Consider the following 14540-nt stretch of genomic DNA (forward strand, 5'->3'; position numbering starts at 1 on the left):
GGGCGATCAGCGTGTGGGAGGCGCACACCTCCTGGGGGCGCCGGTCGGGGGCCGGGCCGGCCAGGAGGCCGGCGAGCAGGTCGACGGCCGTCTGGGCGATGCCCGCGCGGTCGGGCGCGATGGTCGACAGCGACGGGGTGGAGAACCGCCCGTCCTCGATGTCGTCGAAGCCGAACAGCGCGATGTCGTCCGGCACCCGCACCCCGCGCGACAGCAGCGTGCGCAGCGCGCCCAGGGCGAGCGTGTCGTTGAAGCAGAAGACCGCGTCCGGCCCGGCCCCGGAGTCCAGCAGATCGGCCATCGCCCGGGCCCCGTCCGCGCGGTGGAAGGCGTCGACGGGCACGACCAGCGCGGGGTCCTCCGCGAGCCCGGCGGCGGCCAGCGCCTGCCGGTAGCCGCGCAGCCGCAGCCGCGCCGTCGCCCCGGACGCGGCCTGGCGTGCGCCTATCGCCGCGATGCGGCGCCTGCCCAGCCCGGTCAGGTGCGAGGTGGCCTCTTCCGCCGCGGCCACGTTGTCGATGCAGACATGGTCGTACGCGGTGCGCCGCCGGCCGATCCGCTCGCCGAGCAGCACCATCGGCGTGTGGTCGGCGCGCTGGGCGAGGTCGGCGGCGGTGAGCGCGAGCGGGCTGAACAGCAGGCCGTCGATGAGGTGGGCCCGGATGCCCGACACGACCAGGCGCTCCTTGGCCCGGTCGCCCTGCGTCTGGTCGATGAGCACGGTCCAGCCGTGCCGGTCCGCGGCGGTGATCACGTTGGTGGCCAGCTCGGCGAAGTAGGGGATGTCCAGGTCGGGCACCGCCAGCGCGATCACCCCCGACCGGCCCTGCCGCAGGTTGCGCGCGGTCAGGTTGGGCCGGTAGTTCAGCTCGGCGATGGCCCGCTCCACCCGCTCCCGGGTCTCCGGCTTGACGAACGGATAGCCGTTGACGACGTTGGAGACCGTCTTGATCGACACTCCGGCGAGCTCGGCGACGTCCTTCAGTCGTGGCTGCACAGAGGCACTATAGCCGGGTTTCCAACGATGTAACACTTCAGTCTCCTCCTGTTTACAACGTTGGATTCATCGATGTAGAAATGCGGTCATCTCACCACCGTTGGGGAAGTGATCGTGATGACCGAGACGTCTACCCACACCCTCACCCGCCGCGGCCTGCTCGGCCTCGGCGCCGGCGCCGGCACCGCCCTGCTCCTCGCGGCCTGCGGCGGAGGCGGCGGTCCCGCCGGCCCCGCGGCCCGCCGATCCGGCCCCGCCTCCGCCGCCCCGACCGCCTACACGGGCCCGAACGTGACCCTGTCCTTCTGGAACGGCTTCACCGGCGGCGACGGCCCGTACATGAAGAAGCTCGTGGACCAGTTCAACGGCGAGCACCCCAACATCAAGGTGACGATGAACGTCTACCAGTGGGCGGACTACTACGCGAAGGTGCCCGCCGCGGTCACCGCGGGACAGGGGCCAGACCTGGGCATCATGCACGTCGACAGCGTGGCGACCAACGCCGCCCGCCAGATCGTGCTGCCGCTGGACGACCTGGCCGCCTCGCTCCAGCTCGCCGAGGCCGACTTCTCCCCGCCGGTCTGGCAGGCCGGCACCTACAAGGGCGGCAGGTACGCGATCCCGCTGGACGTGCACCCGCTCGGCATGTTCTACAACAAGACCGTCATGCGGGAGGCCGGCCTCGACCCGGAGAAGCCGCCGCAGAACGCCGCCGACTACCTGGCCGCGCTGGAGGAGCTGAAGAAGGCCGGCGTGCAGGGCCACTGGGCGACCCCGTTCCCGTTCACCGGCACGTTCCAGTTCACCAGCCTGCTCTACCAGCACGGCGGCACGCTCTTCAACGACGACGCCTCCAAGGCCATGTTCGGCGGGGACGCCGGCGTGCAGGCCCTGACCTGGCTCGTCGACCTGGTCAAGAAGGGCTACAGCCCGAAGAACGTGGGCCAGGACGCCGACGTCATCGCGCTGAAGAACGGCAAGGCCGCCTTCAACTGGAACGGCATCTGGACCATCAACACCCTCAACGAGGTCGAGGGCCTGGAGTGGGGCGTCGCGCCGCTGCCGCAGATCGGCTCCCAGCCGGCGGCGTGGGCGGGCTCGCACCAGTTCGTGGTGTTCAAGCAGCGCAGCCAGGACGACGACAAGCTCACCGCGGCCAAGGTGTTCATCAACTGGATCAGCCGCCACTCCCTGGAGTGGGCCAAGGGCGGCCAGGTCCCCGCCCGCAAGGCGATCAGGGAGAGCGCCGAGTTCCAGGCGCTGAAGGAGCAGGCGACCATCGGCTCCCAGATCGACCACCTGTTCTTCCCGCCGCCGGTGGCGGGCGTCGCCGACGTCAGCCCGCTCATCGACACCGCCGTCAACAGCGCGATCCTGCTCAAGAAGGAGCCGGCGGCCGCCCTGTCGGACGCCGTGACCAAGGCCGACAAGCTCCTGGAGCAGAACCGCAAGAAGTACGGCGGCTGATCCCGTGGTGGACGTACGCATCCGGCGGCCCGCACCGGTCGGGGGAGGCATGACGGCGCCCCCCGTGCGCAGGCGCGGGCGGCTCACGCCGCTGTTCTTCCTGAGCCCGTACCTGCTGCTGTTCTGCCTGTTCGTGGCCGTGCCGGCGGTGTACGGCCTCTACATCAGCCTGCACGAGTGGGACTACCTGCTGCCCGGCAAGCCGTTCGTCGGGCTGGACAACTACGCGGCGCTGTTCGACCCGGACTCGCCGGTGCACGACAACTTCTGGACCTCGATGAAGGCCACCGGCGTCTTCACCCTCGGCAGCGTGCCGCCGCTGGTGGTGCTGCCGCTCGGGGTGGCGATGATCCTGAACCGGCGCTTCCCCGGCCGCACGTTCTTCCGCGCGGTGTTCTTCCTGCCGTTCGTGCTCGGCGTCGCGGTCATCGGCGTCATGTGGCGCATCCTGCTCGACCCGAACCTAGGGTTCGTCAACCACCTGTTCGGCCTGGACATCCCGTGGACGACCGACCTGCCGTGGGCGTGGGTGTCGCTGATCGGCATCACGGTGTGGTGGACGCTCGGCTTCAACGCCGTCATCTACCTGGCCGGGCTGCAGGACATCCCGCGCGAGCTGTACGACGCCGCGTCCGTGGACGGGGCGGGCGCCTGGCAGAGGTTCTTGCACGTCACCCTGCCAGGGCTGCGGCCGGTGGCGGTGTTCGTCACCACCGTGACGATCCTGGCCTCGGCCAACATGTTCGGCCAGGCGCTGCTGGTCACCCAGGGCGCGCCCGGGATCGAGACCCGCACCGCGATCATGTACATCGCCCAGGAGGGTCTCGTCGACTACCGGATGGGCAGCGCCGCCGCCATGAGCTACGTGCTCACCCTCGCCCTCATCGTGGTCAGCGTGATCAACTTCCGGATCTTCAGGAGCAGGTCATGAAGACGCTGAAGGCGTCCGCCTGGTACGTCATGCTCGTCGGCTTCGCCGCGATCGTGATCGTGCCGCTGCTGTGGATGCTGCTCACCTCGCTCAAGACCAACGTCGAGGCGACCCGGATCCCGCCCACGTTCGTGCCCGAGGAGTGGAGCACCGGCGCCTACCGGACGCTCGCCGAGGGCACCAGCGAGACGCCGGTGCTGCGCTGGTTCCTCAACAGCATGGTCGCCGCCACCGGGCAGACCGTGCTCGTGCTGGTGGTCGCCTCCACCGCCGCCTACGCCCTGGCCCGGCTGGAGTTCCGCGGCCGCGGCCTGCTGTTCGGGATCATCGTGGGCACGCTGCTGGTGCCGAGCTTCACGCTGCTCATCCCGAACTTCCTCGTCGTGGACCAGCTCGGCTGGCTCGACAGCCCGTGGGCGCTCATCGTGCCCGGCGCTGCCAGCGCGTTCGGGGTGTTCTTCCTGCGCCAGTTCTTCCTGTCGCTGCCGCCCGAGCTGGAGGAGGCCGCCACCCTGGAGGGAGCCAACCACCTGCAGATCTTCCTGCGCATCGTGCTGCCGCTGGCCCGGCCCGCGCTGGCCACGCTGGCGGTGCTCACCTTCCTGAGCAACTGGAACGAGTTCATCTGGCCCATCTACGTGCTGTTCAGCCCGGACCAGTTCACGCTGCCGCCGGGGCTGTCCATCCTGCAGGGCGCCTACACCATCGACTATCCGGTGATCATGGCGGGCGCGGTGCTCGCCAGCGTCCCCGTCCTCGTCCTGTTCGTCATCGCCCAGCGCTACGTCATCGAGGGCGTGTCCCGGTCGGGCCTCAAGGGCTGACCCGTCCGCATCACAAGGAGCTGTTTACGTGGAGACCGCACGGCTGACCCTGGACCGCGACTTCACCATCGCCCCGGTCGGCAGGCGCCTGTTCGGCTCGTTCGTCGAACACATGGGCCGCTGCGTCTACACCGGGATCTTCGAACCCGGCCATCCGACCGCCGACGAGCACGGCTTCCGCGCCGACGTGCTGGAGCTGACCCGCGAGCTGGGGGTGAGCGTCGTACGGTACCCCGGCGGCAACTTCGTCTCCGGCTACCGCTGGGAGGACGGCGTCGGCCCGGTCGCCGACCGGCCCACCCGGCTGGACCTGGCCTGGCGGCAGATCGAGACCAACCGGTTCGGCCTCGACGAGTTCATGACCTGGACGCGGGCCGCCGGGGTGGAGCCGATGATGGCGGTCAACCTCGGCACCCGCGGCATCCAGGAGGCGTGCGACCTGCTGGAGTACGCCAACCACCCCGGCGGCACCCGCCTGTCCGACCTGCGGGCCGAGCACGGCAGGCCCGACCCGTACGGGATCCGGCTGTGGTGCCTGGGCAACGAGATGGACGGGCCGTGGCAGGTCGGCCACAAGACCGCGGACGAGTACGGCCGGCTCGCCAACGAGACGGCGCGGGCCATGCGGCTCGTCGACCCGGACGTGCGCCTGGTGCTCTGCGGCAGCTCCAACAGCCGGATGCCGACGTTCGGCGGCTGGGAGGCGACCGTGCTGGAGCACGCCTACGACGCCGTCGACTACCTGTCGCTGCACGCGTACTACGAGGAGGACGGCGACCTGCCAGGCTTCCTGGCCAGCGCGGCCGACATGGACCGGTTCATCTCCTCGGTGGTCGCCACCGCCGACCACGTCGCCGCCAGGCAGCGCACCCGCAAGCGGATCGACCTGTCCTTCGACGAGTGGAACGTGTGGAACCAGGCCGGCTACCACGGCCGCGAGCGGGAGCCGTTCGAGGAGGCGCCGCGCCTCATCGAGGACACCTACACCGCCGCCGACGCCGTCGTCGTCGGCGACCTCCTCATCACGCTGCTGCGGCACGCCGACCGGGTGGCGGTCGCCTGCCAGGCGCAGCTCGCCAACATCATCGCGCCCATCCGCACCGATCCCGGCGGCCCCGCCTGGCGGCAGAGCATCTTCCACCCGTTCGCGCTGACCGCCCGGCACGCGCGCGGCGAGGTGCTGCGCGTCGAGCCGGTGTCGCCGTCGCTCGACACCGGGCGGCACGGCGAGGTGCCGCAGCTGTCCGCGGTGGCCACGCTCGACGAGGACGGGGTGACGCTGTTCGCCGTCAACCGGTCGCCGGACCGGCCGCTGGAGATGACCGCCGACCTGCGGGACGTGCACGCGGACCGCGTCGTCGAGGCGTGCACCCTCGCCGAGGACGACCCGCACCGGGTGGGCGGCCCGGCCGAGGAGGTGCGGCCCCGGCCGCTCGACGGCGTGAAGGCCGACGGCGGGACGCTCACCGCGGTGCTTCCCCCGGCCTCCTGGACAATGGTCAGACTGGGGCGCCGGGCATGAACCCCCGCGTCCTGGCGGGCGCGCTCCTGTGCCTGCTGGCCGCCTGTTCGACGGCAACCCCCACGGGAGAGAGCATGACCTTCACCAACCCGGTCCACGACGCGAACTTCCCCGACCCGGGCGCCCTGCGGGTGGGCGCGACGTGGTACGCGTACGGGACCAACGGGGGCGGCGCGAACGTGCCCCTGCTCACCTCGCCCGACCTGGTGACCTGGACGCCCCGCGGCGACGTGCTGCCCGAGCTCGGCTCGTGGGCCGAGCCGGGCCACACCTGGGCGCCGGAGGCGATCCAGGTGACCGGCGACCGGTTCGCCCTCTACTACACGGCCCGCGCCGCCGGGACCGGCCGTCAGTGCGTCGGCGTCGCCACCGCCGCCCGCCCGGAGGGGCCGTTCAGGGACGACTCCGACACCCCGCTCGTCTGCCAGGCCGACGAGGGCGGCTCCATCGACGCCAGCCCGTTCCGCGACGCCGACGGCGCGCTCTACCTCTACTGGAAGAACGACGGCAACGCGATCGGGGAGACCACCTGGCTGTACGGGCAGCGCCTCACCCCCAACGGGCTCGGCCTCGAAGGGGAGCGGGTGCGGCTGCTGGCGAACACCGCAGCCTGGCACGGCAAGGTCGTCGAGGCGCCCCAGCTCGTCCGCCACGAGGGCCGCTACTACCTGTTCTACTCGGCCAACGCCTTCGACGCCGCCGCGTACGCGGTCGGGTACGCCACCTGCGACACCCCGCTCGGCCCCTGCCACGACGCCCCCGAGAACCCGATCCTGTCCAGCGGCGAGGGGGCGGAAGGCCCCGGCCACAGCTACCTGGTGACCACGCCGGCCGGGCAGACCTGGCTGCTCTACCACGCCTGGCCGCCGGACGCGATCGGCAGCGTGGAGCCGGGGCGGCGGCTCTGGCTGGACCGGGTCGACTGGGAAGACGGCAAGCCGATCGTGCGCGGCCCCACCGCGACCCCCCAGCCCCACCCCGCGTAGGAGGGCCGGCCTAGCGTCTCCTGTCCTGGCGGCGGGCCAGCAGCGCCAGCCCGCCCGCCAGCGCGAGCAGGCCGCCGCCCGCCAGCCAGGGCAGGCCGCCGGCCCCGTCCGGCGGCTTCGCGGCGATCGTGAACACCACGTCCGAGCACGAGTAGTACGTGTCCGGAGTGTCGGTGTTGCGCCACACCGTGTAGATCAGGTGACGCCCCGTCTTGCCCGCGGGCAGGCGGCCCTCCATGACGTATGAGCCGTCCCGCATCGGCGGGTCGGTCGCCTCCACGAACGGGCGCGGCTCCAGGTCGTCCCAGCCGAGCGGCCGGGCGGGGTCGTAACCGTCAGCCGTCACGTACAGGTGGAAACTGCCCCGGTGCGGGATCGTGCCCCGGTACCTGAAGGTGAAGGCGCCGCCCCGCACGAGCGTGGTGGCGGGCCAGTCGGCGCGCGGCAGGTCCAGGCCCCGGTAGGCGTCGAGCCCGCCGCTGCACAGCCTGCCGTCGGGGATCACCTCGCGATCCCGCCCGCCGACGTCCGCCACCCGCAGGTCGTCCCACGCGTCCGGCAGGCCGCCGCCGCTCGCCGCCGCCGCGGCGGCGCACGCCGGCTCCCGCGGCGCCCCCTCCGCCCCGCAGGCCGCCGCCCGGCTGACGGGCTCCTCCAGCGCCCCGTGGGAGCCGGTCGCCCACAATCCCAGCACCGCGACGGCCACTCCGGCGATCCGCTGACGCACCTCGGCCGACCTCCTCCTCCGGCGACACTCTGCGCTCAGAGGTACGCCGCCGGGCCCCGGGCAGTTCAGGCCCATGGCGCAAAGGGGACATTGAGCAGTTAATGAGCGTAGAACGACCTGTTGAGTGAGCAATGCCCCGGCGCATGCTCGCCGGGTGAACAGGGGGCGGGACAAGGCGTACGAGAGCCGGCACCGCAAGGCGGACCGGCTGTACGAACTCGACGGGTTACGGCTGGCGGCGGCGCTGTGCGTGGTGCTCTTCCACTACACGTTCTCCGGGCCGGTGGGCGGCACGACGACGATCACGTATCCGGAGATCTCCGGTCTGACCCAGTACGGCTACCTGGGTGTGGACCTGTTCTTCCTCATCAGCGGGTTCGTGGTGCTGATGAGCGCCTGGGGCAAGAGCCCGCGCGCGTTCGCCGCCTCCCGGCTGGCCCGGCTCTACCCGGCCTACTGGCTGGGCGTGGCCGTGACCGCGCTGGTGACGGTGACGCTCGGCCAGGGCATGTTCGAGGTCTCGCCGGTCCAGGTGCTGGCCAACCTGACCATGTTCCAGTCGGTGGCCGACGTGCCGAACGTGGACGTCGTCTACTGGACGCTCTGGGCCGAGATGCGGTTCTACTTCCTCATCCTGGCGTTCGCCTGGGTGGGGATGACCAGGGGCCGGGTCATGGCCATGCTGTGGGGGTGGCTGGCCATGACCGCCCTGGTCCAGGCCGGGGTGCTGCCGGGGGTCGCCGACCTGGTCGTGCAGTCGGAGTTCGCGCACTACTTCGTCGCCGGCATGGCGCTGTTCATGGTGTACCGGTTCGGGGTCACCTGGCAGACGCTGCTCCTCGTGCCGCTCTGCCTGGCCAACGCGGTGTACCGCGGCATCGGGTACGCCGACGCCGTCGGGCGGCGGTACGGGGCCGAGTACGACCCGTGGGTGATCGCGATCGTGATCACGGCGGCCTTCCTGGTCATGACGCTGGTCGCGGTGCGCGCGCTGCGGCCGCTCGCCCGGCCCTGGCTGGTGACGGCGGGAGCGCTCACCTACCCGCTCTACCTGCTGCACGGTCACATCGGCTTCGTCGTCATCGAGCGGACCGGCGGCGTCGTGGACCGGTGGGTGCTGCTGGCGGCGCTGGTCGCGGTCATGTGCCTGGCCGCCCACGCCGTGCACCGCTGGGTGGAGCGGCCCGCCGCCCCGCTGGTCAGGCGTCTGGCCGGGCCCCGAACACCTCCTGGTGCCACAGGATCTCCGCCACCCGTTCCAGCCCGGCCGCCAGATGCCGCCGGTAGGTACTGAACGGCAGCCCCAGCCTCTCGGCCGCGGCCTCCTGCGTGGGGACGCGGCCGAAGTACGTGGTGGCCAGCGCCCGGTGGAAGCGGTCCGCGCGCGGGTCCTGCCGCACCTGCTCGACCGCCTGCTCCAGCAGGTCGCGCACGGCCCGCGCGGGGTCGCGCTCGGGGTGCACCGCGACCAGCCGGCAGCGGGCCAGCGCGTTGCCCGCCAGCGCGTCCGGCCGCGACACGTTCCGCAGCGCGTCGCGCACCGCCGCGTCGAAGTCCGTACGCGCCAGCACCGCGAGCTCCTTGCCCTGCGGGGACGCGGGCCTGCGCAGGCCCAGCCCGCGCGTGCTCATCCGCTCCAGCCAGGCCTCCGGCGTGATGGTGCGCCAGTCGTGCGCGAACAGGCCGAACGTCTCGCGTCCCAGCGGGATGCGGGCGCCCAGGTCGTGCATGTCGTAGTGGCCCAGGTAGCGCCGCCACGAGTCCGGGTCCCGCATGACCAGGAACGTCCAGGCCAGCCGGTCGGAGCGCAGGCACTCGCCCACCGCGCGCCACTGCACCAGGTCCATGACCGGCGACCTGCCGTGGAAGGGGGGCAGCACCCAGGCGCGGGCCAGCGCGATGTGCTCGCCGGGCCGCGGCGGCGCGGTCTCCTCCACGTGCCGCCACGCCGCCGCGATGAGCGGGCAGTCGGCGTCCGGCTCGGCCGGGCCGCTGACCCGCACCCACGACATGAGCGCGACCGGCTCGCCGGTCTCGGTGCGCCGGTGCACCCAGAACCCCTCCGGCTGCCGGTCGATCCAGTAAGCGGCGTCCGAGGCCGACGCCTCGCCCTCGGCCTCCGCCGCCATCCGCAGGACCTCGTCGCGGTCCTCGGGGTTGAAGGCCTCCTCGTGCACCTCGCCGTCGCCCCGCCAGTTCTGGAACTTCGAGGTCACCCCGTCGTGGCGGTGCAGGAAGAACAGCGAGCCCATGGCCGTCAGCGTGTCCTGCCCTGCGGCGGCCCGCACCTGCGCGGCCAGGTGGGCGTGGATGCGGTGGTGCATGTCCGCGTACCCCTCGGGGTCGCGCCAGCGCAGGTCCGCCTCCAGCGCGTCGCGCACCACGTCGTGCGGGAACAGGCCGTGCCGGCCCGACTCGATGAACGGCAGCCGCCGCAGCCAGTCGAACAGCGGCTTCGGATGGTCGGGCAGCACCGCGCGCAGCAGCTCCTCGGTGGTGGCGTGGGCGTGGGCGCACACCTCCAGGGCATGGCGGTGGGCCGCCGAGGGCACCTCGCCGACGAGCTGGTCCAGCAGCGTCTCGGCGAGCTCCTCCGGGATGTCCTTGTCCAGGGTCCAGCGGACCGAGGCCCGCTCGTCCTTGGCGGCGACGGCCGCGCCCAGGCACAGCGCCAGCGGGTGGCCTCCCGCGAAGGCCAGCAGGGGCTCGCGCAGGTCCGCCGCCACCCCGCGGGCGTCGATCAGCGCCATCGCCTCCTGCGGCGCGAGCGTGCGCAGCCGGATCACCCGCAGCACCTCGGCCCAGCCGGGGTCGGCCTGCCAGCGCAGGTCGGGCGGGTTGCGCCCGGCGACCACGACGAGGGCTCCCGCCGGCACCCGCGGCAGGAACCTCTCGCGCAGCCAGCCCTCCAGGCCCTGGCACCGCTCGAACGTGTCGACCAGGAGCACCCCGCGCTCCACGGTCAGCACCTGCCCGGCCTCGGCCTCGAAGCCGCCGGGCGACGGGTCGACGGTGTGCCCGTCCACCGTCACCACCGGACGGCCCGCCGCGGCCGCCTCGGCGCCGAACCGGCGCAACAGTGCCGACTTGCCGATGCCGCCCGAGCCGTGCACGAACAGGACCATGAACGAGCGGTCCGTGCCGAGCGCGGATCGGAAGAGGGCCTGCTCCTCCTCCCGCCCCACGAACGCGCGGTCACGGGCGGCCTCCAGGCGCTGCCCCAGTGACGAGAAATCCGCCTCAGGACCCGATAACATGCGGGCCACGATAGCTGTGTGATCTTGACAAGGTCCGGCTAATGCAGATCGTCAAACGTGAAAAATTCAACAGAATTTGCTCGCGAGTCATGTTGGCCGAGCACGCGCGGGGCCGTGCTAGGCTTAGAGACGTTGCAGTTCTGGTACCCATGACTTCGTGTGCGCCTAACGGTATGTAACCGTCGGGCGCATTTTGTTTTACCGGTCATTTCCGGATGGGTCCGGACACTCCGGCTCTGTACTCATCAAAGGAGAAATGACATGGCCACAGGCACCGTGAAGTGGTTCAACGCCGAAAAGGGCTTCGGCTTCATCGAGCAGGACGGCGGCGGCGCCGACGTCTTCGCCCACTACTCCAACATCGCCGCTCAGGGCTACCGCGAGCTGCGTGAGGGCCAGAAGGTGAGCTTCGACATCACCCAGGGCCAGAAGGGCCCGCAGGCGGAGAACATCGTCCCCGCCTGACGCTCCACGGCCGAGGGCCCGCATCCCGTTCCGGGGTGCGGGCCCTCGCTCGTTCCCCGGCAGCTCCCCGGCCGCGCCCGCGCGCCGCCAGGCCATGGCGCTGCGGGTCCCTCGACGTGCTAGACGGGACGCGCCGGAGGCTGCCAGTCGTCGCCGGGGACGGGCGGCTCGTCGCGCTTGCGGATGAGGTAGGGCGGCAGGGCCAGCGCGTGCAGGCCGGTCTTGCGCAGGGTGCCGACCGCGTGCTCCGGCGTCTCGGTGAGCGGGTCGCCCGGCCCGTTCAGCGAGGTGTTGACGAGCACCGGGCAGCCGGTCCTCTCGTGCCAGCGGGTCAGCAGCTCGTGCAGGAACGGCGTGCGGCCCGGCTCCACCGTCTGCGGCCGGGCGGTGCCGTCCACGTGCGTGACGCAGGGCAGCTCCTCGCGGTGCTCGGGCCGCACCTCGGCCGCGTACTGCATGAACGGCGCCGGCCGGTCCACGTCGAAGAGCCGCCCCGCGTGCTCGGCCAGCACCAGCGGAGCCAGCGGCCGGAACCACTCGCGGCCCTTGACCTCGACGTTGACGTAGTCGCGCAGCTCGGGCACCCGCGGGTCGCCGAGGATGCTCCGGTTGCCCAGCGCGCGCGGCCCCGACTCGGAGCGCCCCCGGTGCAGGCCCACCGTCCGGCCGCCCGCCAGCAGCTCGACGATCGCGCCCGCCAGGTCGGCGGGCCGCTCGGCCGTCAGATCCTCCGGCAGCGCCCGCACCGCCGCGTCGATCTCGGCCGGGTCGGGTTCGGGCCCGAGGAAGTCGTCGGCCCACCGGAAGCCGCTCTCGGCGCCCAGGCACTCGATCATCCCGTACAGGGCGCAGCCCACGGCGGTGCCGCCGTCGTGCGGGCTCGGCGGGATGAACACCTCGCGGAACGGCGACCCGCGAATCAGCCGGCCGTTGGCCGTGCAGTTCAGCGCCGTGCCGCCCGCGAACACCAGGTCCGCCAAACCCGTCCGCTCGTGCAGCCAGGCCGCGAGCCGGTCGAGCGCCCGCTCGAACGCGCGCTGACCGGCGGCGGCCAGGTTGGCCGACCGCTTGAACGTGCTCGCGCCGTTGGTCACGTAGCGGAACGCCGCGCCCTGGTCGAACGTGTCCAGCCACGCCCGCGGGATGAACACCTCGTGCCCGCGCACGTCCAGCTCCGGCAGCCCGAGCGCGTCCGGGTCGCCGAACGGGGCCAGGTCCATCACCTTGCCCTCGTCGCCCCCGCCGCTCGGCCAGAGCATCCGCGTCAGCAGCGCGTAGAAGCAGCCCAGCCCCGCGGGCCTGGCCCAGTCGCCGTCCCAGAGCTGCTTGGCCAGGCACTCGACCCGGCCGCGCGAGCAGCGGTAGAAGGACGACACCTCCAGCAGGTCGCCCGGCGTGCCGCGGGGCAGCTCCACCCGCTCGGTGAAGTCCCGCACCCGGCTGCCCTGCGTGTCCACGACCAGCCCCGCGGCCTCCTCGAACGGCGACGGCGGGAAGGCGCTGTAGAGGTGGCTCAGGTGGTGCGAGACGAGCACGACCGGCGTGTCCCCGGTCAGGCCGAGGGTCTCGCGCAACTCCGCACGGTAGGCGGCCAGGTTGCCGATCTCGGTGTCGGACGAGTAGCCCTCCACCACGAGGTCCACCGGCCCGGCGAGCTGGGGCAGCCGGGGCAGGTAGTGGTCCGGCAGGTCGCCGAGCCGGCCCCGGTGGTGCTCGCGGCGGGTCATCCGCTCCTTCTGCAGGCTGTGGACCGAGGTCCGGCCACGGGCGACCGCGATCGACCCGTCCCGGGTACGGTTGACGCCGATCACGACAGGACTTCCGGTCATCTTCGAACCCCCCGAACGAGCGACGAACCAGGAGTCCCGTACCCCGATATCACGATATGTCACAGTATGGTGACGCGGTGCTCATGAGGGCCCGGCCTGATCCTCTTCCGGCAGCGACCGCACCCGCTCGATGATCGCCGTCGTGGACCGGTCCGAGACGTAGTCCAGCACCCGCACCTCGCCGCCCATGGCCCGCACCAGCGGAGCCTCCTGCAGCATCTCGGGCGTGTAGTCGCCGCCCTTCACGTACAGGTCGGGGCGGACCATCCGCAGCAGCCGCTCGGGCGTGTCCTCCTCGAAGGAGATCACGTAGTCGACGTAACCGAGCGCCGCCAGCACCGACATGCGGTCCTCGCACGAGTTGATGGGCCGCCCCGGCCCCTTCAGCCGCGCCGTGCTCGCGTCGCTGTTGACCGCCACCACCAGCACGTCGCCGAGCCGGGCGGCCCGTTCCAGGTACGTCACGTGCCCCCGGTGCAGCACGTCGAAGCAGCCGTTGGTGAACACGATCCGCTGCCCGCGCCGCCGGTGCTCGTCCAGCCGGGCCGCCAGCCGCTCCGGCGTCTGCGCCCGCCCGTCCTCCCGGTGCAACGCCCGCAGCAGCTCCTGCCTGGTGCAGGTGGCGGTGCCCGGCCTGCGCACCACCACCCCGGCGGCGGCCTGCGCGGCCTGCGCCGCCTGCTCCGGGGTCGCCCCGCCGGCCAGCCACAGCGCGAACGCCGCCGTGTAGGTGTCGCCCGCCCCGGTCGTCATGTGGTCCGGCGCCGGCTCGGCGTAGGTCCGGTACGGCGGCCGTCCCTCCTGGTGCAGCAGGGTGCCCTCGCCGTCCAGCGTGGTCACCACCATCCGCGCGCCCGACTCCGCCAGCAGCCGGCCGGAACGCTCGGTCAGGAAGCGCACCCGGTCGTCGTGGCCGCCGTCCTCACCCAGCAGTTGCAGGACCTCGCCGTAGTTCGGCAGCACCACCGCGGGGGCGCAGGTCCGCCACGGCGTGATCGCGTGCGCGTCCACCACCAGCAGGGGCAGCCCGGCCAGCGCCCGCCGCACCGCGTCCGTGCACCCGCCCGCCCCGTAGTCGCAGGCGATCACCACGTCGGCGCCGGGCAGCGACTCCCGCAGCTCCTCGATCACGCGGGCCTCGGCCGCGGCCGGGATCGGGTCGCGGTCCTCCTCGTCGTAGCGGGCGATGAGCTGCTCGCCGACCATGAGCCGCTGCTTGTGCGGGGTGCGCCTGCCGGGCACGGTCACCATGCGGGCGTCCACGCCCAGCAGGCTGAGCGCCGTGGCGAGCTGCTCGGCGCAGGCGTCGTCGCCGACCGGCCCGATCAGCCGCACGCGCGCGCCCAGCGCGGCCAGGTTGGCCGCCGTGTTGCCCGCCCCGCCCGGCGCGTCCTCGGTGGCCTCGACACTCACCACGGGGACCGGCGCCTCCTGGGCGATGCGCTTGACCGGCCCGCGCAGCCACGAGTCGAGCATCACGTCACCGACGACCACGGCCTGGATGTCCCTATCCATAGAAGGGCGACTACCAGGAG

General features: G+C 72.4%; 11 protein-coding genes and 1 pseudogene. 7 read left to right on the forward strand and 5 right to left on the reverse strand.

What is annotated here, in order from left to right; genetic code table 11:
* Nucleotide 1: 1 nt before the first annotated feature.
* A pseudogene (locus tag AB0K05_RS19420) lies at nt 2-1033 on the reverse strand (LacI family DNA-binding transcriptional regulator); the annotation flags it as partial.
* Nucleotides 1034-1114: 81 nt separating this feature from the next.
* Here AB0K05_RS19420 and AB0K05_RS19425 point away from each other — a divergent pair.
* From AB0K05_RS19425 to AB0K05_RS19445, 5 genes are read left to right on the forward strand one after another with little or no spacing between them, the layout of a single operon-like run.
* The gene (locus tag AB0K05_RS19425) at nt 1115-2464 is read left to right on the forward strand and encodes an ABC transporter substrate-binding protein (protein ID WP_364230583.1); all 1350 of its coding nucleotides are present in this window, start codon (nt 1115-1117) and stop codon (nt 2462-2464) included.
* Nucleotides 2465-2513: 49 nt separating this feature from the next.
* Complete coding sequence (locus AB0K05_RS19430) at nt 2514-3395, forward strand: sugar ABC transporter permease (RefSeq protein WP_271280402.1); 882 nt, start codon at nt 2514-2516, stop codon at nt 3393-3395.
* The gene (locus AB0K05_RS19435) at nt 3392-4219 is read left to right on the forward strand and encodes a carbohydrate ABC transporter permease (protein ID WP_219547753.1); all 828 of its coding nucleotides are present in this window, start codon (nt 3392-3394) and stop codon (nt 4217-4219) included. Before AB0K05_RS19430 ends, AB0K05_RS19435 begins: the two co-directional genes overlap by 4 nt.
* Nucleotides 4220-4247: 28 nt before the next feature.
* A complete protein-coding gene (locus tag AB0K05_RS19440; RefSeq protein ID WP_364230588.1) occupies nt 4248-5741 on the forward strand; it encodes an alpha-N-arabinofuranosidase in 1494 nt (497 codons plus the stop codon).
* Nucleotides 5738-6727, forward strand: a complete 990-nt coding sequence (locus AB0K05_RS19445; RefSeq protein WP_364230591.1) for a glycoside hydrolase family 43 protein — start codon at nt 5738-5740, stop codon at nt 6725-6727. The genes AB0K05_RS19440 and AB0K05_RS19445 overlap by 4 nt, the downstream gene beginning before the upstream one ends.
* Nucleotides 6728-6737: 10 nt before the next feature.
* Here AB0K05_RS19445 and AB0K05_RS19450 read toward each other — a convergent pair whose 3' ends face one another.
* A complete protein-coding gene (locus AB0K05_RS19450) occupies nt 6738-7454 on the reverse strand; it encodes a lytic polysaccharide monooxygenase (protein WP_364230594.1) in 717 nt (238 codons plus the stop codon).
* A gap of 154 nt (nt 7455-7608) precedes the next feature.
* On the opposite strand from AB0K05_RS19450, the gene AB0K05_RS19455 reads away from it, so the two are divergent.
* A complete protein-coding gene (locus AB0K05_RS19455) occupies nt 7609-8748 on the forward strand; it encodes an acyltransferase (protein ID WP_364230597.1) in 1140 nt (379 codons plus the stop codon).
* On the opposite strand, the gene AB0K05_RS19460 is transcribed toward AB0K05_RS19455, so the two are convergent.
* A complete protein-coding gene (locus tag AB0K05_RS19460) occupies nt 8654-10711 on the reverse strand; it encodes an ATP-binding protein (RefSeq protein WP_364230600.1) in 2058 nt (685 codons plus the stop codon). The genes AB0K05_RS19455 and AB0K05_RS19460 overlap by 95 nt on opposite strands.
* Before the next feature lie 261 nt (nt 10712-10972).
* Between AB0K05_RS19460 and AB0K05_RS19465 the strand changes: the two genes are divergently transcribed.
* Nucleotides 10973-11176 carry a cold-shock protein gene (locus AB0K05_RS19465; protein WP_148031343.1) on the forward strand — a complete coding sequence of 68 codons (204 nt, stop codon included), beginning with the start codon at nt 10973-10975 and terminating at the stop codon, nt 11174-11176.
* Between the two features lie 119 nt (nt 11177-11295).
* Here AB0K05_RS19465 and AB0K05_RS19470 read toward each other — a convergent pair whose 3' ends face one another.
* On the reverse strand, nt 11296-13005 hold the full coding sequence (locus AB0K05_RS19470; RefSeq protein ID WP_364230604.1) for a carbamoyltransferase C-terminal domain-containing protein: 1710 nt from the start codon (nt 13003-13005) through the stop codon (nt 11296-11298).
* Between the two features lie 81 nt (nt 13006-13086).
* A complete protein-coding gene (rfaE2, locus tag AB0K05_RS19475) occupies nt 13087-14520 on the reverse strand; it encodes a D-glycero-beta-D-manno-heptose 1-phosphate adenylyltransferase (RefSeq protein WP_364230606.1) in 1434 nt (477 codons plus the stop codon).
* Nucleotides 14521-14540 lie beyond the last annotated feature (20 nt).

Source organism: Nonomuraea sp. NPDC049486 (genome assembly GCF_040676925.1).
Classification (GTDB): Bacteria; Actinomycetota; Actinomycetes; order Streptosporangiales; family Streptosporangiaceae; genus Nonomuraea; species Nonomuraea ferruginea.

Bases quoted from the DNA above. Each gene is read 5' to 3' on its own strand.
- AB0K05_RS19435 (WP_219547753.1), top strand. From the start codon at position 3,392: ATGAAGACGCTGAAGGCGTCCGCCTGGTACGTCATGCTCGTCGGCTTC.
- AB0K05_RS19465 (WP_148031343.1), top strand. From the start codon at position 10,973: ATGGCCACAGGCACCGTGAAGTGGTTCAACGCCGAAAAGGGCTTCGGC.
- rfaE2 (WP_364230606.1), bottom strand. From the start codon at position 14,520: ATGGATAGGGACATCCAGGCCGTGGTCGTCGGTGACGTGATGCTCGAC.
- AB0K05_RS19470 (WP_364230604.1), bottom strand. From the start codon at position 13,005: ATGACCGGAAGTCCTGTCGTGATCGGCGTCAACCGTACCCGGGACGGG.
- AB0K05_RS19425 (WP_364230583.1), top strand. From the start codon at position 1,115: ATGACCGAGACGTCTACCCACACCCTCACCCGCCGCGGCCTGCTCGGC.
- AB0K05_RS19430 (WP_271280402.1), top strand. From the start codon at position 2,514: ATGACGGCGCCCCCCGTGCGCAGGCGCGGGCGGCTCACGCCGCTGTTC.
- AB0K05_RS19445 (WP_364230591.1), top strand. From the start codon at position 5,738: ATGAACCCCCGCGTCCTGGCGGGCGCGCTCCTGTGCCTGCTGGCCGCC.
- AB0K05_RS19460 (WP_364230600.1), bottom strand. From the start codon at position 10,711: ATGTTATCGGGTCCTGAGGCGGATTTCTCGTCACTGGGGCAGCGCCTG.